14 protein-coding genes are annotated in these 17,395 nt (G+C 68.8%); 3 read left to right on the forward strand and 11 right to left on the reverse strand.

Annotated features, from left to right (window positions below):
* Nucleotides 1–2: 2 nt before the first annotated feature.
* From Q7W02_28220 to Q7W02_28230, 3 genes are read right to left on the reverse strand one after another with little or no spacing between them, the layout of a single operon-like run.
* The gene (locus Q7W02_28220) at nucleotides 3–1,331 is read right to left on the reverse strand and encodes an extracellular solute-binding protein (GenBank protein ID MDO8480013.1); all 1,329 of its coding nucleotides are present in this window, start codon (nucleotides 1,329–1,331) and stop codon (nucleotides 3–5) included.
* A complete protein-coding gene (locus Q7W02_28225) occupies nucleotides 1,328–2,491 on the reverse strand; it encodes a SpoIIE family protein phosphatase (GenBank protein MDO8480014.1) in 1,164 nt (387 codons plus the stop codon). Before Q7W02_28225 ends, Q7W02_28220 begins: the two co-directional genes overlap by 4 nt.
* On the reverse strand, nucleotides 2,488–6,945 hold the full coding sequence (locus tag Q7W02_28230) for a GAF domain-containing protein (protein ID MDO8480015.1): 4,458 nt from the start codon (nucleotides 6,943–6,945) through the stop codon (nucleotides 2,488–2,490). Before Q7W02_28230 ends, Q7W02_28225 begins: the two co-directional genes overlap by 4 nt.
* Between Q7W02_28230 and Q7W02_28235 the strand changes: the two genes are divergently transcribed.
* Nucleotides 6,835–7,071 (forward strand): hypothetical protein, encoded by a 237-nt coding sequence (locus Q7W02_28235; GenBank protein MDO8480016.1) that lies wholly within the window; start codon nucleotides 6,835–6,837, stop codon nucleotides 7,069–7,071. The two genes, Q7W02_28230 and Q7W02_28235, sit on opposite strands and share 111 nt — an antisense overlap.
* Before the next feature lie 220 nt (nucleotides 7,072–7,291).
* Here the strand turns inward: Q7W02_28235 and Q7W02_28240 are convergent, their stop codons facing one another.
* From Q7W02_28240 to Q7W02_28255, 4 genes are read right to left on the reverse strand one after another with little or no spacing between them, the layout of a single operon-like run.
* Nucleotides 7,292–8,110: a methyltransferase domain-containing protein gene (locus Q7W02_28240; protein ID MDO8480017.1), complete on the reverse strand. Its 819-nt coding sequence runs from the start codon at nucleotides 8,108–8,110 to the stop codon at nucleotides 7,292–7,294.
* A complete protein-coding gene (locus Q7W02_28245) occupies nucleotides 8,107–8,916 on the reverse strand; it encodes an HAD family hydrolase (GenBank protein ID MDO8480018.1) in 810 nt (269 codons plus the stop codon). The genes Q7W02_28240 and Q7W02_28245 overlap by 4 nt, the downstream gene beginning before the upstream one ends.
* Before the next feature lie 25 nt (nucleotides 8,917–8,941).
* Nucleotides 8,942–9,187, reverse strand: coding sequence for a hypothetical protein (locus Q7W02_28250; protein MDO8480019.1), 246 nt, complete (start codon nucleotides 9,185–9,187; stop codon nucleotides 8,942–8,944).
* Between the two features lie 4 nt (nucleotides 9,188–9,191).
* Complete coding sequence (locus Q7W02_28255) at nucleotides 9,192–9,428, reverse strand: hypothetical protein (GenBank protein MDO8480020.1); 237 nt, start codon at nucleotides 9,426–9,428, stop codon at nucleotides 9,192–9,194.
* 61 nt (nucleotides 9,429–9,489) lie between these two features.
* Here Q7W02_28255 and Q7W02_28260 point away from each other — a divergent pair, with 61 nt between their 5' ends.
* Together Q7W02_28260 and Q7W02_28265 are read left to right on the forward strand one after the other, a co-directional pair.
* Entirely contained in the window at nucleotides 9,490–10,044 is a 555-nt protein-coding gene (locus tag Q7W02_28260) for an NUDIX hydrolase (GenBank protein MDO8480021.1), read from the forward strand.
* A gap of 37 nt (nucleotides 10,045–10,081) precedes the next feature.
* A complete protein-coding gene (locus Q7W02_28265) occupies nucleotides 10,082–11,056 on the forward strand; it encodes a hypothetical protein (protein MDO8480022.1) in 975 nt (324 codons plus the stop codon).
* Between the two features lie 49 nt (nucleotides 11,057–11,105).
* On the opposite strand, the gene Q7W02_28270 is transcribed toward Q7W02_28265, so the two are convergent.
* From Q7W02_28270 to Q7W02_28285, 4 genes are read right to left on the reverse strand one after another with little or no spacing between them, the layout of a single operon-like run.
* On the reverse strand, nucleotides 11,106–11,843 hold the full coding sequence (locus Q7W02_28270) for an SDR family NAD(P)-dependent oxidoreductase (protein MDO8480023.1): 738 nt from the start codon (nucleotides 11,841–11,843) through the stop codon (nucleotides 11,106–11,108).
* 4 nt (nucleotides 11,844–11,847) lie between these two features.
* A complete protein-coding gene (locus tag Q7W02_28275) occupies nucleotides 11,848–13,953 on the reverse strand; it encodes a site-specific DNA-methyltransferase (protein ID MDO8480024.1) in 2,106 nt (701 codons plus the stop codon).
* Nucleotides 13,954–13,965: 12 nt separating this feature from the next.
* Nucleotides 13,966–14,379, reverse strand: coding sequence for a HEPN domain-containing protein (locus tag Q7W02_28280; protein MDO8480025.1), 414 nt, complete (start codon nucleotides 14,377–14,379; stop codon nucleotides 13,966–13,968).
* Between the two features lie 4 nt (nucleotides 14,380–14,383).
* On the reverse strand, nucleotides 14,384–17,389 hold the full coding sequence (locus Q7W02_28285) for a nucleotidyltransferase domain-containing protein (protein ID MDO8480026.1): 3,006 nt from the start codon (nucleotides 17,387–17,389) through the stop codon (nucleotides 14,384–14,386).
* Nucleotides 17,390–17,395 lie beyond the last annotated feature (6 nt).

Consider the following 17,395-nt stretch of genomic DNA (forward strand, 5'->3'; position numbering starts at 1 on the left):
GTCTACCTCATTCGCGCGGCCTGGTCCGCGCGGTCTATGGCCTTGGCGTAGTTGCGCTTGGCGGCCGAGTCCCACTCGGTCTCGAGCCGCGACTTCACGTCGGGCTTGTCCTTGAAGGCCGCGTTGAACGCCTTGTCCGCCGCCTGCTTGCCGTCCAGCGGCACGGTGCCGGCGAGCCTCCGCGCTTCAGCGAGCTCGGCCGCTCCCAGGTCGAGGCGCCGTCCCGGCTCCCGCACCTTCGGCGCGGTGGCCTCGGCGGCGTAGATCGCGCCCCAGGCCGCCTTGAGCTCGGCGTGGCGGAACGTGATGATCTGGTCGAAGAGGGCATTGACGATATTGCGCCTCCCGGAGGACAGCTTGTCGTCGAACTCGATCCCTCCGAGCTTCATCGTGAACGGGTTGGGATAGCCCTTGGGCGCGCGGCTGTAGAGCGCGGGCACCACGGGCAGCCTGCCGATCTCGGTCGAGAAGAGCTTCATCTGCCCTTCGTCGGACAGGAGGTACTCGACGAAGGCGCGCGCATTGTCGGGGTTGGGCCCGTTCCGGACCACCGCCACGGAGGCAGGCACGACCGCCGTCAGCGAGGGATACGCGAAGCCGATCGGCTGCCCCGAGGCGATGGCCGAGAGCCCGAAGAAGTCGATGACCACCCCGATGCCGAGCTGGCCCGAGATGACGGCCTCGGGCACCCCGAAGCTCCGCTCGGCGATCGCGCCCATGTTACCGCCCATCTGCATCAGCAGCGCCCAGCCCTTCTCCCAGCCGTAGGCCTGCAGGATCACCTCGACCGTCAGGTGCGTGGTGCCGCTCCGCGACGGCGCAGAGATCGAGAGGTGCCCGTGGTAGCGCGGGTCGCTTAGGTCGGTCCACTCCTTGGGCGCCGGCAGCTTGTGGAGCGCCAGGTAGCGCGTGTTCCACATGAGGCCGTAGCCCGAGACGGCGAAGCCCCAGTACTGCCCGTCAGAGTCGTGGAGCGGGAAGCCGCCGACCTTGGCCGGCATGCGTGCGAGCGTCTCCTTCGGCAGGACGAGCTTGTCGAGGAGACCGTCGGCCTTGAGCGTCTGGAAGGCGTCCACCGCCGAGACCCAGAAGATGTCGGCCTCCGGCCGGGCTCGGGTCTCGCGGAGATAGGTCACGCCCTGGTTGGTCTGCTGCTGCTTGACGATCACCTTGACGCCGGGATGCTTCTGCTCGAAGGCCTGCTTGTAGGCCTCGAAGAGCTCCTTGGGGAAGGAGGTCAGCACCACGACCTCCTTGGTTGCCGCGGCGGCGGCGGGATCAGCGGCGCCCAGTGCGGCAGCCGCGAGCAGGACGGCGACAAGCCGTCTCATGGCCGCTTGAGAATGAAGGCCGTCATGTCGTCGCGCATCCGGCCCGCCCCGTCCGCCAGCACCTCCGCGGTCAGAGCGTCGACCTGCGCCTGGGCGCCCAGATCCCGCGAGCGGTCCAGCGCCCGCAGCACGCGCTCGAGACCCGGGCGCTTGCCGTCGGCGCCGTGCGCCTCCGTCACGCCGTCCGTGAGGAAGACCAGACTGTCGCCCGACTCGAGGTCGACCTCGGCCTCCTCGAACGCCGCCTCCTCGAAGACGCCCAGGATCATGCCGCCCACGCTCACCGTCTTGGGCGCGGCGCCCGCGCGCACGAGGATGGGCTCGGGGTGGCCGGCCGACGCCAGCGCGACGCGCCCCTCGCGGCCGGGGAAGAGCACGGCCAGCACGATCGTCACGAACATCGAGGGTGGCATGTCGCGGCAGAGCGAGGCGTTGAGCCGCGCCAGCACCTCGGCGGGCTCGGCGAGCCCCCGCGCGATCTCGCGCAGGAGCGTCCGCACCATGACCATGAGCAGCGCGGCCGGGATGCCCTTGCCCGACACGTCGCCCACCGCGACCGCGATACGCTCGCCCATGGGCAGGATGTCGAAGAAATCGCCGCCGACCATCGTGGACGGACGCAGCACCGCGCCCGCCTCCAGCCCCGCCAGCGTCGGCGGCACGGGCGGCGTCAAGCGGACCTGGATGTCCCGCGCGGCCTCGAGGTCGCGCGTCAGCTGCGCGACGCCCTCCGTCGAGGACCACTCGCCGAGCACCCCGAGGAGCGGGGCGGTCAGCCGCGCGAGCGCCGTGCGTTTGAGCAGCGACTGCACGCGCACGAGCATCTCCGACGGCTCGAAGGGTTTGGCGACGTAGTCGTCGGCGCCGCGGTCGAAGCCGCGGATCTTGTCGGCGAGCTGCGCCTTGGCCGAGAGCATGATGACCGGCAGGTGGACGGTAGGCCCGTGCTCGCGGATGCGCTTGAGGGTCTCGAGCCCGTCCGCGCGCGGCATCATGACGTCGAGGATGACGAGGTCCGGCGGCTCGCGGCGAATGGCTTCGATGGCCTCGACGCCGTCGCCGGCCGTCTGCACCTCGAACCCCGCGCGGCGCAATGTCACGCTCAGCACGGTGCTGATGTCCGCCTCGTCGTCCACCACGAGGATCCGCGGGCGGCTCACCGGCCGACGCTCCGGTCCAGGCGCAGGTTGGCCCGGATGACGCCCAGGAGATCCGCCCGCGAAAACGGCTTGGACAGGTGCACCGTCGGCCCGAGCGCCCGCGTGTCGTCATCGCCCAGCTCCATGGCGGAGAGGATCACCACCGGGATCTCCCGAGTCCGCGCGTTCTCGCGCAGCAGCCGGATCGCCTCGAAACCGTCGAGGTCGGGCAGCATGAGGTCCATGGTGATCAGGTCGGGCTGCCGCTCCCGCGCGACCTCGACGGCCTCGAGCGCCCGGCCCGCCTCGAGGACGCGAAACCCCTCGAGCTCGAGCTGGTCACGCAGCAGCGTCCGGATGTCGTGCTCGTCGTCGACCACGAGAATCAGCGGGCCCTGCCCGGGGCCCGGCTCGGCGCCGTCGGTTCCGTCCACGCCCTCGCCGGCGGGCAGCGGCACGGTGACGGTGAACGTGGCGCCCTGCCCCAGCTGGCTCTCGACGCTGATCGAGCCGCCGTGCTCCTCGACGATCCCGCGGCAGATGGCGAGCCCCAGGCCCGTGCCGCCGACGGAGCGGACGTTGCTCCCGTCGAGCTGCTGGAACTTCTTGAAGAGCTTGCCCATGTCCTCCGCCGCGATGCCGCGGCCTTGGTCGGTGACGCGGACTACGAGCTGCCTGCCTGCGCGGGTCGCCGTCACGGTCACGGTCGACCCGGGAGGCGAGAACTTGATGGCGTTCGACAGGAGGTTGGTCACCACCTGCACCATCCGGTCCACGTCCACCCGCACCGGCGGCAGGTCGCCGGCCACCTCGGTCTCGATGGCGATGCTGCGGGACTCGGCGAAGGCCACGATGCCGTCGACGGCGGCGGAGACGAACTCCTCCACGCGGTGCATGCCCAGCTCGAGCTGGATGCGTCCCGCCTCGATCTTGGAGATGTCGAGAATGTTGGTGATGAGGCGGATCAGCCGGTCCGTGTTCTTCACCGAGATGTCGACCAGCTGGCGCTGGGTCGCGTCGAGCTGGAGCGCCGGGTCGGACAGGAGGAGGTGCAGCGACCCCTTGATCGACGTGAGCGGCGTCCGCAGCTCGTGCGAGACGGTCGAGACGAACTCGGTCTTCATCCGGTCGATCTCGCGCTGGCGGGTGACGTCGTTGAGCGTGAAGGTCACGCCGACGGTCTCGCCCAGGAGGTCGCGCATCGGCGCCGCCCGCCAGCCGAGTGTGCGGGGCTCGGGCGCCCGCAGCTCGAGGTCGCCCGCGGCGGCCGCCGGCCGGCCGCTGTCGACCATGGCCAGCAGCGCCTGTCCGTCCCCCTCCTCCCAGGCCACGGCGGGACCGAGCACCTCGACGAGATGCTGGAAGGGGCGTCCGACCACCTCGTCCGGGACGATGCCGAGCAACTCGCCGCCTTGCCGGTTAAAACCGACGATTCTTCCGCCGAGGTCCACCACGAGGAAGCCGTCCGAGGTCGACGCGAAAACCTGCTCCAGCTGGGTCTTCTTGTTCTCGGCCTCCTCGAAGAGCGCGGTGTTGTCGAGCGCCATGGCGAGCTGGTCGGCGTAGGCGGCGAGGAGCCGCGTCTCCGCCTCGTAGAGCGAGCGGTGCCCCGAAAAGAGCAGGGCCAGCCCGCCGAGCACGCGGCTGCGTCCGCGGACGGGGAAGGCGGCGAGCCCGCGGGGCCCGGCCTCGAGCACGCCCGCCGGGATCAGGTCCGGGCGGGACATCGTGTCGGGCACTAGCAGGGGAGCCTCGCGCTTACCAAGCGGCTCGGCCAGCGCGCGCATGGCGTCTTCAGGCATCGCGCCCCAGCGGATCACCGTCCCCTGCCCCGAGCCGCCCTCGCCGAAGAGGATGACCGCGGCGCCCACAGCGCTGAAGGTCTGCCCCAGCCCCTGCAGGGCGTCGGGCAGCAGGCGCCGCGCGTCGAGCGTGCGGTGCAGCGTGCGCGCGGCGTCGTTCAAGAGCGCGGCGGCGGCCAGGTTGTACTGCGTGACCGTGTACAGGCGCGCGTTCTCGATGGCGACCGCGGCCTGCGCGGCCATGCTGGACAGCACGTGGACGTCGCGCTCGGTGAACCGGTGCCGCACCCGCGTCCCGCCCAGGAGCACGCCGTAGACTTCGTCGCGGATGATAATCGGCACGGCGATGTTCGCCCGCGGGCCGTCGGCGGCCTCGAGCGCCGCGACGGTCTCGGCCCGGTAGTGAAGCGACGGGTCCGTCTTCCAGTCCTGCGTCCAGACGGCGCGGCGCTCGGCATAGGCGCGGCCGCTCACGCCCTCGCCCGCCCGGAGCGTCTCGTCGCGCGTCATGGTCTCGGGCAGGTTGCGGCCGCGGACCAGGGCGAGCCCGTCGCGCGCCGTGTCCCAGCGGTAGAAGCCGGCCGCGTCGAGCTCCACCGCGGCGAGCGCGCTCTCGGTGATGATGTCGAGCACCTGCTCGAGGTCGAGCGTGGAGGACAGCCGCCGCGTCACCTCGACGAGGAGGGTCGCGTCGCGCTCGCGCCGCTGGGTCTCGGCCCAGAGGCCGGCGTTGGACACGAGGCTCTGGAGCTGCTGGCAGAAGAGCTCGAGCTGCGCCACGCCGCGCCTCGTGACGGTGCGGCGGCTGCGCGTGTTGTCGGCCAGCACCACGCCGATGGTGAGCTCCTGGAACCGCAGCGGCACGGCGGCGAAGCGATTCGCCCGCAGCAGCGGGTGCGCCTGGAGCGCCGGGTCGAGCGGCGGCAGCGCGCTTAGGTCGGCGTCGGAGAGGATGAGCGCGGTTTCGCCCGAGCGCCAGGCGCGCTCGATCGCCCCGCCGCCCGCGATGGGCACGGCGCTGCGGGCGGCGGCCTCCTCCTCGGTGCTGGCCGCAACCTCGAGCGCTGTTCCGTCGCTGTCGGGCAACAGGACGCTGATACGGTCGAAGTGGAGGGCCTCCTGGGCGCCGCGGACGAAGGTGTCCACCCGCTGCTGGAGGTCCATCGAGCGCATCATGCTCACGGTCAGCGTGTAGAGCTCCTCGCTGACCCGGCGGCGGTCCTGGATGTCCTGGAAGAGCCGCGCCTTGGTCAGGGCCACGGCCGCGTGCTCGGCGAAGGCCTCCATGACCTTGGTCTCGCCCGGCGTGAGAGCCCGTCCGGAACCCGTGAAGAGGCACACGACGCCCACCGCCTGGCCCGCGACCAGCAGCGGCAGCACCGCCGCCGAAACCATGCCTGCCTCGACGAGACCCAGCGGGATCGAGGGGTCGGATCCTTCGGCCGCGCGCGCCGCCAGGTCCTCGACGATGATCGAGCGGCCCGAAGCCGCCACCTCGCCCACGAGCCCCTGCCCCAGCGCGAGCTCGGGCCGGGCCGGGTCGCCGTCGCGCTCGTCGGCCGAGCCGGCGCTCAGGCGCACCCGCTCGCCCTCCACCGTCCAGAGCCTGCAGGCCCCGCCCGGAAAGAGCGTGAGCGCCACGTCCACGACGGCCGGCAGGATGGCCTCGGGGTCGACCGAGGCCGTCAACCCGCGGCTGAGTCCCGTCAGCGTCTCCAGGCGCCGGGCGTAGAGCGAAGATTCGGCGTAGAGGCGCATGTTCCGAAGCGCGACGGCGGCCTGGGCGATGAAGCTCTCGAGCAGCTCCCGCTCGTCGGCACCCAGCCGGAACGCCGAACGCCCACACAGGGCCAGCACGGCCAGGAGCGAGCCGTCGAGCAGCACCGGCACGCCGAGGAAGCTCTTGAGGTCGCGGCCCTGCCACCACGCGCGCGCGGCGAAGCGCGCGTCGGCGAAGACGTCGGCCACCTCGAGGATGCGCCGCTCGGCGGCGACCCAGCCGACGCTGCCCTCGCCGAAGCCGAGGGAGGTGAAGGGCAGGTCGGTACCGGGGCGCTCGTCGGAGACGGCCCGCAGCGTGACACGCTGCGCCGCCTCGTCGGCCACCCAGAACGACACGAAGGACGCCCCCGTCAGCTCGGCCGCCGCCCGGGCGACGGCGCCCAGCACCTCGCGCTCGTCGAGGGACGAGGAGACGACGTGGTTGACGCGCGACAGCGCGCGCAGGCGCGCGGCCCGGCCCTCGAGCGCCTCGCGCAGGCGCGCGTTGCTCAGGAGGACACCCGCCTGCTCGCCGATGGCCGCGAGCGGCGCCAGCTCGGCCGCCTCGAAACTGCGCCGACGCTCCCACCACACGAGGCAGAAGGCGCCGGAGACCTGGCCGTCGAACAGGAGCGGGATCAGGACCGCCGATTGGTGCGGGACGCGCCGGAAGGGCGCGCCCGCGAAGCGCGGGTCGTTGGGGACGTCGTCGCTCCAGACGACGTGCCCCTGGCCGAACGCCTCGTGCAGCCCTTCGATATCGGCCGGGGTGAGCGTGCTCGCGGCGAGCGCCTCGACGGCGTGCTTCGGCACGCTGTGCGCGACGATGGGGCGGAGCTCGCCGGTGCGCGCGTCGAGGAGGTGGGCCGAGGCGGTGTCGGCTCCCGTCAGCCGGGCGAGCTCGTGGCAGATGAGCCGGAGGCCCTCGGGCAGGTCGGTGGCCGAGCCGACGACACGCGCAACCCCCAGGAGCCCGGTCGTCTCGCGCAGCCGGGCTTCGAGCGCCTCCCGGGCCCCGGCGGATGCCTGGGCGTCTAAGGGTCCCGGAGGGCCTGGGGCTGCCGGAGGGCCTGGGGCTGCCGGAGGGCCTGGGGCTGCCGGAGGGCCTGGGGCTGCCGGAGGGCCTGGGGCTGCCGGAGGGCCTGGGGCTGCCGCGTGCGTGGGACGGGCTCTTTCTTTACTCATCGCGGCTACGGGTCAGTATACAAGGACGGAACCCGGCAGAACGACAGGGAATTCCTCCGTTCGATGAGCTTGGTTACGGCTTGACTCCGCGGGCCGCGTAGTAGTTGAGGGTGAAGGCGAACTGCCCCGATGCGGCAAGGCGCTCGATGGCAGCCATCCAGCGGGCCGCCGCGCCGGCGCTCGCGAGGCCGAGGCGCACCGCGTTCTGAGCGCGGCGCGTGAGCATCGCGTGCGTGTACGGCTCGAGCGTCGTGTCCTCGTAGACGTCCACGAAGAGCCGCACGCGCCCGAGGCCGAGCCGCACCAGCCTGCCGAAGAGCGTGCGCCCGGACCAGGGATCCGGGTACATGCGGGCGACCACGCCGTCCATGATGCGCGCGGTCAGCGCGCGGTCGGGATGGTCGAGCGTCAGCGAGCCGAAGTCCTGGTCCTGGACGGCGAGGAGGCCGCCCGGGCGCGTGACGCGCAGCATGTCGCGGAGGATGGCCTCAGAATCCTGGACGTGGAGGAGAACGGTCACGGCGAAGACGCGGTCGAAGCGCCCCGCCGCGAAGCGCAGCCGTGCGCCATCTCCGACCTCGTGGACGGGCCGCCCTCCTCGCCCCAGGTGGCGCGCGATGCGCCGCGCCGCCTCGGTCATGACGCGACTCGGGTCAACGCCGATCACCCGCCCGCGCGGGCCGACCAGCGCCGCGGCGTCCCGGGCGACGATGCCCGTGCCCGATCCGACCTCGAGCACCCGCTGGCCGCGCGCGACCTTCGCGAAGCGGAGGAACCGGCGGCGCAGCCCGGCCTGGGCCGGCGTGCGCCCGCGCTCCTCCAGGTGCTCGACGAAGCTCTGCGGCTGCCGCTGCCGGTCTATCGCGCGATAGGGGTCAAGCTTCCCCTTCACGCGAAGTACTCGGGCAGGAGCTCGGTGAAGAGCGCGAGGAGGCCGCCCTGGTCGTCGGGCGGCGCCACGCGACCCGCCGCGCCCCGCACCGTCTCCGGCGCCTGGGGCATGGCGACGCCGAGCCCTGCCGCCCGGATCATCTCGAGGTCGTTCTCCTGGTCGCCGACCGCGACGACCTGCTCGAGCGGCACGCCCAAATGCGAGGCCAGAAAGCGGAGCGCGGCGCCCTTCGAGGCGGCGGGCGGGATCAACTCGAGATAGTCTCGCCGGGTCATAACGAGCCGCGCGGCATCGCCCACGACGGCCTCGACGTCCGCCCGGACCGTCGGCAGGCTCTGGGGGTGTCCGATGAGCAGGCTCTTGACGGAGCCTCCCAGGCGCAGAAAATCGCCGGGCGCGTCGATGACCTCGAGAGGCACGGCCTGCTGCTCGGAGTACGCGCGGACCTGGAAGCTCTCGGCGAGACAGTACAGCCGGTCGTCGCGGTAGAAGAGCGGGTCCACGGGGGCGTGGGCGAAAACGTCGTGGGCCTGCCAGAGGATCCCCCGCGGCAGCGTCAGGGCCATCAGATCGCGCCCGGCCTCGTGGTCCCGCACCAGCGCCCCGTTGTAGAAGATCATGGGCGCCGTGATACCGAGCTCGTCCCGGTAACGGTCCACGCCGGGCGGCATGCGTCCGGTGGCGATGGACACGATGAGCCCCCGCTCCATGGCGCGCCGGAGCCCCGCCACCAGCGCTTCGTCGAGGTCCGGCGGGCGATCGAGCAGGGTTCCGTCGAGATCGCAGAGGAGCAGGCGGTAGGACACGCGCGTCAGGAGCGGCCGCGGACGGTCAGATGGGGCGCTCGCCCTTCGCGAAGCGGGCCGCGCAGTCGGCGCTGCAGAAGTGCAGCGCCTCCCCGCCGCTTTCCCGCCGGAGGGCCCGCGAGCGCAGCACGTACGTGCCGCAGAACGGATCCTTGACGAGCTGGTCCGGGCGGTCCCCGCCGCCGGGCAGTCGCGGCCGCCAGCCTCGCAGCATCGGCGCCAGGATGATGAAGCAGAGGAAGAGGCCGGCCAGGAGAAGGAGGCCGCGCATGGCGCTAGTCCTGGTCGGGGCGTATCGAGAGTGAGCGGAGGAAGTCGCGGTCCTGCTCCGTCAGCTCGAAGCCCGTGGGCGTCTGCGCGCCGCGACCGCGCGCGAAAAAGATCCCGGTCTCGGCACCGCGCTTGAGGATCTCGGCAACGGCGTCGCGCGCGGCCTCCGTGGCCTTGAGCGAGACAAGGACGGCCCGCACGAGCTTGCCCATCAGGCGGTCCACGTGCGCGTCGGGCGACATGCCCCGTACGATAGCACAGGTATAATCCGGCCTCAGGGGGCTTCCCCCAAGGGGGTAATCCATGGTCCAGGCGTGGCACTTCCTCGGCTCGACGACCCTACAGGCCCTCGGCAAGCTGACGCTGCGCGAGGATGTGTGGCGGCTGCCGACGGGCGGTGAGCGGCGCTACCCGGTACTGCACGTGGGCATGTGCGTGGGCATCGTCCCCTTCGTGGACCCCGGGCACGTGCTCCTGGTCCGCCAGTTCCGTCATCTGGCGCGCGCGGACTCCTGGGAGCTGCCGGGCGGCGGGGGACAGCCCGGCGAGGATCCGGAAGCCGCGGCGCAGCGGGAGCTCAGGGAAGAAGGCGGTTACCGGGCGGGGCGGCTGACCTTCCTCACCCGCTTCTTCCCCTCGAACGCCTACCTCGACGAGACGGCCTACTGCTACCTCGGCGAGGACCTCGCCCCAGACCTGCTGGCCTCGGACGACGACGAGTTCTTCGAGCGGCGCGTGGTGCCGTTTCGCGAGGCGGTCGCCATGGCGCTCGACGACCGCATCACGGAGTCCGTGTCGAAGGTCGCGCTCCTCGCCGCCGCGCTCACGCGCTCGCCACCGGCCCTGATTTCTCCCTGATTTCCCTTGGCGCGGCAGTGATGCTAGGCTCGTTTCCATGAGCCGACTGGCGCGTCTGGCCACGCTCTCGCTGGCCGCCTTCCTTCTCGCCGGGGCCGCCCTGCCCGCCCAGGCACAGGACAAGAGCCGCGCCCGCCCCAAGCCCGCGACCCCCAAGCCCGCGGCCGGCGATGAGAAGAGCGCGGGCATCGACGAGGCGCTTCGTCTCTCCGGCCTGCGGAACCACCTGACGGGGGTCCGGCTGCGGATGAAACAGATCCTCGAGAACGACAATCCCAACCTCGACCCCGACGTGCGGCAGTGGCTCTGGCAGACTCTCGACGTCTCGTTCTCGCCGGAGGCCTACACCAAGCCCGTCAAGCAGGCGCTCCTCGACAACCACGACGCCGACGCCCTGACCCGCGTCCTGATCTGGTACCGGTCGGCCAACGGCAAGAAGGTGGTGAAGCTGGAACAGAGCGGCGTGGAGCCCGGCCAGAGCCAGGCCAGGAAGAAGTACCTCGCCACGCTCGAAGACAAGCAGCCGTCGGAGGAGCGGCTCGTGGCCGTCTTCCGGATCGACGAGGCCTCGCGGGCGTCGGAAGGGACGTTCGGCGCCATCAAGGCCGTCGTCAACGGCTGGAACAGTGGGATCGAACAGGTCATGTCGGAGCAGGGACGGCAGCGCGCGGCGCAGGGGGAGATCGCGCGGGACGTCTTCCGCGCCCAGATGCGAGACACGGTCAGCGAGGACGTACTCCGGGAGATGATGTACACCTACCGCGACGCGACCGACGCGGAGCTCCGGGCGTATGCCGAGTTCCTCGAGTCGGACGCCGGCAAGTGGTTCTTCAACACGGCCTACAAGGGCCAGCAGGCCTTTCTGGAGAAAACCGTGGACAAGGTCGCCGAGGAGTACGTCAGCACCATCTACGTGAAGAAGACCACCCGGCCGCCGTCCAGGGCAGCGGCCGACAAGGCACCCGAGCCTGCCGCGCCCAAGGCGGCTCCGGCAGCGCCGGCCAAGAAGTAGCGCGCCGCAGAGCTAACCAGGCCCTGCCAGGTCAGCCAGCCCCGCAGGGTCAGTAGGTCGCGCGGCCTCCAGAGAGGTCGTGCACCGCGCCCGTGGTGAACGAGCAGTCGTCTGAGGCGAGCCATGCCGCGAGCGCCGCCACCTCCTCGGGCCGCCCCACCCTCCCCATCGGGATCTTCGAGACCAGCAGGTCCACCGTGCTCTTCTCCATCTGCTTGAGCAGCTCGGTGCCAATGACCGCCGGGGCGATGGCGTGCACGAGGATCCCCCGCGTGCACACCTCCTTGGCGAGCGCCTTGGTCAACCCGATCACCCCGGCCTTCGCCGCCGAGTATGGAACGAGGGTGGCGTTGCCCTCCTTCCCAGCGATGGACGCGATATTAATGATGCGCCCGCTCCCCTGCCGGAGCATGACCTTGACCGCGGCCCGGCAGCAGAGGAAGACGCTCGTCAGGTCCGCGTCGATCACGCGGCGCCAGTCTTCGTCGGACAGCTCCCAGATCGGGAAGGACCGCCCGGTGATCCCGGCGTTGTTCACGAGGATGTCGAGCCTGCCCCACTCCTGGACGACCCGGCTCACGGCGGACTCGACCTCGGATGCCTTGGTCACGTCGGCGCCGAGCGCGATGGCGCCTCCGCCGATCTTCTTCGCCGCAGCGTCCGCGGACGCCGCGTCGAGGTCGAGCAGGGCGACGCGGGCGCCGTCGGCCGTGAGGCGGGAGGCGATGGCGAGCCCGATCCCGCGGGCGGCGCCGGTGACGAGAGCGGTCTTCTGGTCGAGTGGCACGTGGCTACTCCTTCGGGTGAAGGGTGACGAGCACTTCCTCGCCGAGCATGTCGATGATCTTTACCGCGATCATCTTACCCACGGGAGCAGGGAGCTCGTATCGGCCTGCTACCAGGTCGGTTTTCTTCTCCGGCACGTCCGAGAGCCCGATGCGGAAGACCTTGCCGTCGTAGTCGGCGTCAATTAGCACGCAGTCCACCATGGCCCGCCAGTCGTCGATCTTCGGCTTGAGCAGGCCGGCCTCCGCCTGGAGCCGCTCAACGACAGTCGGCGAAATGAAGTCCTCGATCTCGACCAGGGCCCCATCCTTCTTGCGGGAGACCTTCACGCGTGCCTTGGCCGGCTGGTGCTGGAAGAACTTGCCGTACTTCGGATCCGTCCGAAGCTCGATGACCTCGATCCGGTTGACCGCGTCCTTTCCGCGGCGCAACCGATTCCAGTCGTCGATCCACGCATCAGCGGCCGGCTCCTTGCCCAGGCACACGAGGAGGACTCCGCGCTCCTCTTGAGGCCGCGCGTCCAGTTCCCGCTTCAACTGTTCGAGGTCCAGCAAGGTGAGCGGATGGCTGAACGATACGACCTTCACCAGGCTCTTCCCGCGCACGCCGTCAAAGTACGCGTCAGTCCGCGTACGCGTCACCCCGATGTGCTCGCACGCGAGCTGGGTCGCCTCTTCATGGTGAACCGCCAAGTCATAGTCATTGACACGGAACACCGCGAACGAGAGCTGGGCAGGCGTCGCGGTCGCTTCAGGCCCATCCACGCTCGGCAGGCTCTCTTGCTTAGCCTTCCCACCTGCACCCATCTCCTCTTGAAGGATGCCTTGCAGTCGCTTACTCGTGATCTGTATCGCTCCTTTATTGATGTCGCACCCGATCCAGCGCCGCCCCCGCTTCTGCGCGACCGCCGCAGTCGTCCCCGACCCCATGAAGCAATCAAGGACAATATCGCCCGGCTTGGACGTGGCTCGCAAAATCCGATCCAAGAGAGCCACAGGCTTCTGAGTGGGGAAGTCCAATCTCTCGGAAGCGGGAGCGCCGAGGCCAGCAAGGCTCTTTATGTCCGTCCAGATGGAGGCCGCGGGAATACCAGGATATTCCTTTTGGTACCTCTTGAGCTTCGGAACACCGCCACCGGGCGGAAGGTATATGCGTCCGTCTCTATCGAGCTCAGCCAGCTTCTCCTTCACCGTGAACCACACGCGGCCAGCGGGAGGTCTGTGCCCTCTAAACTCATAATCGAGGTTGGGCCGTGGCCCTGGGGCGGTGAGATCGCCCGTCCAGTATGACCCTCTTCCGTCACCATCGTCTCTTGTGAAGTACCGGTTGATGAAGTCCTCTGGATACGGCGAGTACTGGGTCTCAAACGTCACTCGACCGGGATCTTTAGCGCAGAAGAATAGCGTGTCATGGACGTGGCCGAAGTACGTGCTGTCCGGGTGAGCACTGATTCGCTGCCAGATGATCTCGTTGATAATCGATTCAGCACCAAATGTCTCCTCCAGCAGCAAGCGGAGCTGGTGGCTTCGATTCCAATCGCAGTGGAGCCACAACGCCCCATCCTCGGCCAATAGCTCCCTGAGTAACGACAGTCGCTCGTACATGAATTGAAGATAGTTGTCGTTGGCCCAGATGTCCGTGTACTGGAGCTGTTCGCCGAGGGTGTAGCCTTCACCGGCAAGCTTGACGGTGCCCTTGGGACCGCGGAGGTTTACCTTGCGGACGTAGTCAGCGCCGGAATCGAACGGGGGGTCTATGTAGATGAGGTTGACCCTGCCGCGGAAGCCATTGGCCAGAAGATGCGCCAGCACCTCCTTGTTGTCGCCGTGGAAGAGGAGGCCGCCGCGCGGGTAGGCCTCTGGCCAGTCCTTCCAGAGGTTGCCGCCGCGCTTGGCCGCATCGCCTGCGGGATCGAAGGTCTCCACGTGCTGGGCGGGGAATGCCACCACGTGGCGAAGCGGCCGCTTGCCCACCCATGTGAGCATCGGCCGCCCCTTGGCCGCCGCGATGTTGACTTCCTTCCTCGGCGGAGGGGCAGCGGAAGGCGCCGGGGCTTCGAATTTTTGCCCCGCCGCCTTGGCACGGCCCCTTGGCTTCTTCACTCTGGCCATATGGGTCGCGTTCTAGCTCACCCGAGGTCCCGCGTCGAGATAGGGCTGAAGCAGGTCGCGCACGTAGTCTCGCACACGCGCGCCCAGTGTCAGGTCTCGTCGCGCTTGGTCCCGATCCACTGGAGGCCCAAACGTGGGATACCTCGTATCCACGGCATGACGGTTCAGCTGCTCGGCATCGCCCAATTCCTGCGAGATGCCCGCGGCAATCGGCTCAGCCAAACGGAGAAGCTCTCCGAGGTCGTGCATCTTGGGAAACTCAATCTGATGTCTGATCAGCAGAGCCTTCAATGCCTTCTCCGCCGCCTGCTGGGCATGGAAGCTCGCCGTCTCATAGGAGCGCATCACGCGCTCAACGATCGCTTCGCCCGCCTCGATGTCGTTGTCCGCGCCCTCCAGCCATTGCCTCACATAGTCAAAGCGCATCTGATCAGGCGTCTTCGTGGAGCACCACCCCTTCCTTCCAGGCCGGGTAGGCAAGGCCGCCGATGACGGTCTTACCCGCCTCGAACTCCTCTTCCGACATGACCCACGGCTCCACAGGAATCCCCGTGCCCCGGAAGACCCGCCACAACTCCAGGCGGTATGCCTGCATCTGATCTGCCGTCTGGCCGCGAGTGACGACGAGGATGTCGAAATCGCTGTCGGGATGTGCGTCCCCTCGTGCCCGCGAGCCGAACAGAATGATTGCCCGCGGCCGGGCGCCATCCACCCGCAAGATGATGTCTCTAGCCTGCTGGGCCTTGGCCAGATCGGCAGCGTAAGCGCGCTCCGGCTCCCGGACCATCCGGCGAACGTCCACCATCTGATCGTAGGTCACCGCCTGACTGACGAAGAGCAGTTCGTACCTGAGCCGGTCCGGACTCAACCCTTCAAGCCGCCTGAGCGCCGCCGACTTCCGCCCTTCCGTGGTCAGGGGCTCCTCACCCCTCCCGGCTCGACCCTCGTCCTCTCGAGTGGCAGCTTCGAACCGCCTGTCCTTGATCTCGACGATCAGCACCCGGCCCGTGCCGGCTTTGCCGCCGGCTCTGGGCCGCTTGCGGATCACGAAGTCCGGCGTGTAGCGGTGCCAGCGATTGTCTTCGCCACGGTACTCGACGTAGAAGTCGGTCTTCGCCGGATCGGTGAGGCCCCCGGTGAAGTAGATATCCTCGACCTCTGCCGGCTGCACGTTGATCTGCTTGAGGAGATCGACGAAGAACTCGCGCTCCGGCGCCGAATCGAAGTTGTAGGGGTCGTAGTGGAAGCCAAAGCCGGCGGGGTTCTCGTGCGCCATCTTCTGAGCCCCAAGGAGGAGGTGCTCCTTGTCCTTGGGATAGTGGATCTCGGCGGTATACGCCTCGACGCCGTCCGCCTCGATGGTCCGCGTGAATCCCTCCGGCCTGACCAGGGCCAGCGCCCACTCGAAGGTTTCTTCCCGCATCTCGTACGCGCGCGTCTGCTCGCCGATCTGCTCGGCCAGCGAGGCGAGATGGTTTGCCGGGATATCCTGGTCCACGTACAGACGGGACAACTCGTCCAGGACGATCCAGACGTCGAGCCGGAACTGGGCGGCCAGCGCGGTCGCAGCTTCATAGCGATCCATCGTTTCCAGCATGGACTCGATCTGGACTGTCTCGCCCAGTTGCTCGAGCACGGTCTTGAAGCCGGGCCGTTCGGCGATACCCAGTACGGCCCGGCTCAGTCGGGCGGCCGCATCATCCTTGGGGCGTTCGAGATGGACGCTCCCACCCCGCTCCGGCGCAGGCACAACAGTCCGGCTCAGCCGCGTCAGCACCAATGGAGGTACATGCCGCTTGCGCAGTACGAGCCGCGCCGAGCCGGTCTCGCGGGTGGAGCGATCCAGATCGGCGATGCTCTCACCATAGGTCTCGGTGAGCTGGTGCTCGAGGATGGCGCGGTTGTCCATGGAGAGATAGATCCGCGCCTTCTTGCTATTGCCCGGCACCTGTCGCAGGCAGCGCGTTGCAGCCTGGAGCACGAAGTTATTGCTGCTCTTGAGCTTCCGCGCCAAGGCGCACGCGAAGAGGCTCGGACAGTTCCACCCTTCCGTGCCCTTGTTGACGAGGAGGATTACCCGATGGGGCGACTCGGGATCATTGAGCCGGTTGAAGGCGTCCACCTCCTCCTTCGGCGAGTCGACGGTGTTCCGCAGGCACACGGTGGGCGCCTGCCCGGCCTTGACCAGCGCGGCCTCGACCGCCGGGCGGAGCGCTTCGAGGTCATTGGTCTGCGGAAAGTAGAGGGCCAGCTTGGCCGGCGCGCCATTTGGAAGCCTGGTGTCGCCATAGGTCGCAAAGAAGTCGGCGACCACATGGCTGACGTAGGCCTCGGCGCTGCCCTCGAAGTCGAACGCGTGGATGTTCCCGGAGACGTCTTTCAGGATATTGTCCCGGATGCCCTGCGACAGCCCATACCAGATGACAACATCGCGCAGAGGCTGGCGCTGGAAGTATGGCGTGCCCGTGGTATTGATGACGGCGACCACATTCGTCGCCCCCGCCAGGTAGTCTACGGTCTTCCGCACCTTCTTCAGCTCGGTCGCCAGCGACTGCCCGTAGGTGTGGTGCGCCTCATCCGAGAAGACACCCAGATGCGGTAGCGAGGCGATGGCCTGAAGGCGGAGATTCGCGACTTCAGCGCGGGCCTCGTCCTCCTTGCCGAAGGAGAACAGGTTCCCCAGGTCGCTCTTCCGGATGGTCTCCTTCTGGATGCGGATCTTCTCGGTGTTCGTGACCACGAGGTTGAAGAGGCTGCCGCGCACGACAGGGATGTCCTTCTCTCCGTCGCGCGTGAAAGTAAGCTTCACGGAGGCCGCGAAGGGCTTGTAGAGACGGGGCGGCAGGATCTTGTCGTACGGCACCGCCGCCAGCTCTCGAAGAGACTCGATGATGGTCTTGCCAGGAGCGAAGACGAGCGCGTTCTGGACAAAGGGTCCGTCGGGGTACTCGAGCGCCATGGCGAACTCAGTCGAGCAGATGGCACCGATCAGAATGGTCTTCCCTGCCCCCATGGCGAGCGCGAGGATGTAGCTCGGATACCCCAAGGCGAGCGTCTCACGCACGCTCTCGAGCCGCTCCGCCTTGACGAACGCGTCGTCGGTGCGGATTCGCTCCCAGAGCGTGTCGAGTGACTTGCCGACCAAGCTCTTGGTGATCTCCGGCCGGTCGAGCCCCAGGCCCGCAAGGAGATCCCCGGGATCAGGAAGGAGACGTCGGTACAGATCGAAGATATGGGACGTGCCTTCGACCAACCTAAGGTACCAGTAGGTCTCGAGCGCCCGGAGCTGCGGCTTCCGGAGAAACTTCAGGCCGCCAGCTTCGGGGTCTGCGGCCCACTCGAAGACTTCGGCAATGGCGGGGTACTGCTCTGACGGGTAGCCATCCTGCCGCCATCGGTCGACTCTCTGGCCGAGGACGTCATAAAGGTGGGTCATCTGCTT

The sequence above is a fragment of the Candidatus Rokuibacteriota bacterium genome, from assembly GCA_030647435.1.
In the GTDB taxonomy this organism is placed as follows: Bacteria; Methylomirabilota; Methylomirabilia; order Rokubacteriales; family CSP1-6; genus AR37.

What these genes read in the sequence shown, in the direction of transcription:
- Q7W02_28285 (MDO8480026.1), bottom strand. Translation starts at nt 17,389, where the DNA reads ATGACCCACCTTTATGACGTCCTCGGCCAGAGAGTCGACCGATGGCGG.
- Q7W02_28265 (MDO8480022.1), top strand. Translation starts at nt 10,082, where the DNA reads ATGAGCCGACTGGCGCGTCTGGCCACGCTCTCGCTGGCCGCCTTCCTT.
- Q7W02_28260 (MDO8480021.1), top strand. Translation starts at nt 9,490, where the DNA reads ATGGTCCAGGCGTGGCACTTCCTCGGCTCGACGACCCTACAGGCCCTC.
- Q7W02_28220 (MDO8480013.1), bottom strand. Translation starts at nt 1,331, where the DNA reads ATGAGACGGCTTGTCGCCGTCCTGCTCGCGGCTGCCGCACTGGGCGCC.
- Q7W02_28255 (MDO8480020.1), bottom strand. Translation starts at nt 9,428, where the DNA reads ATGTCGCCCGACGCGCACGTGGACCGCCTGATGGGCAAGCTCGTGCGG.
- Q7W02_28275 (MDO8480024.1), bottom strand. Translation starts at nt 13,953, where the DNA reads ATGGCCAGAGTGAAGAAGCCAAGGGGCCGTGCCAAGGCGGCGGGGCAA.
- Q7W02_28280 (MDO8480025.1), bottom strand. Translation starts at nt 14,379, where the DNA reads ATGCGCTTTGACTATGTGAGGCAATGGCTGGAGGGCGCGGACAACGAC.
- Q7W02_28250 (MDO8480019.1), bottom strand. Translation starts at nt 9,187, where the DNA reads ATGCGCGGCCTCCTTCTCCTGGCCGGCCTCTTCCTCTGCTTCATCATC.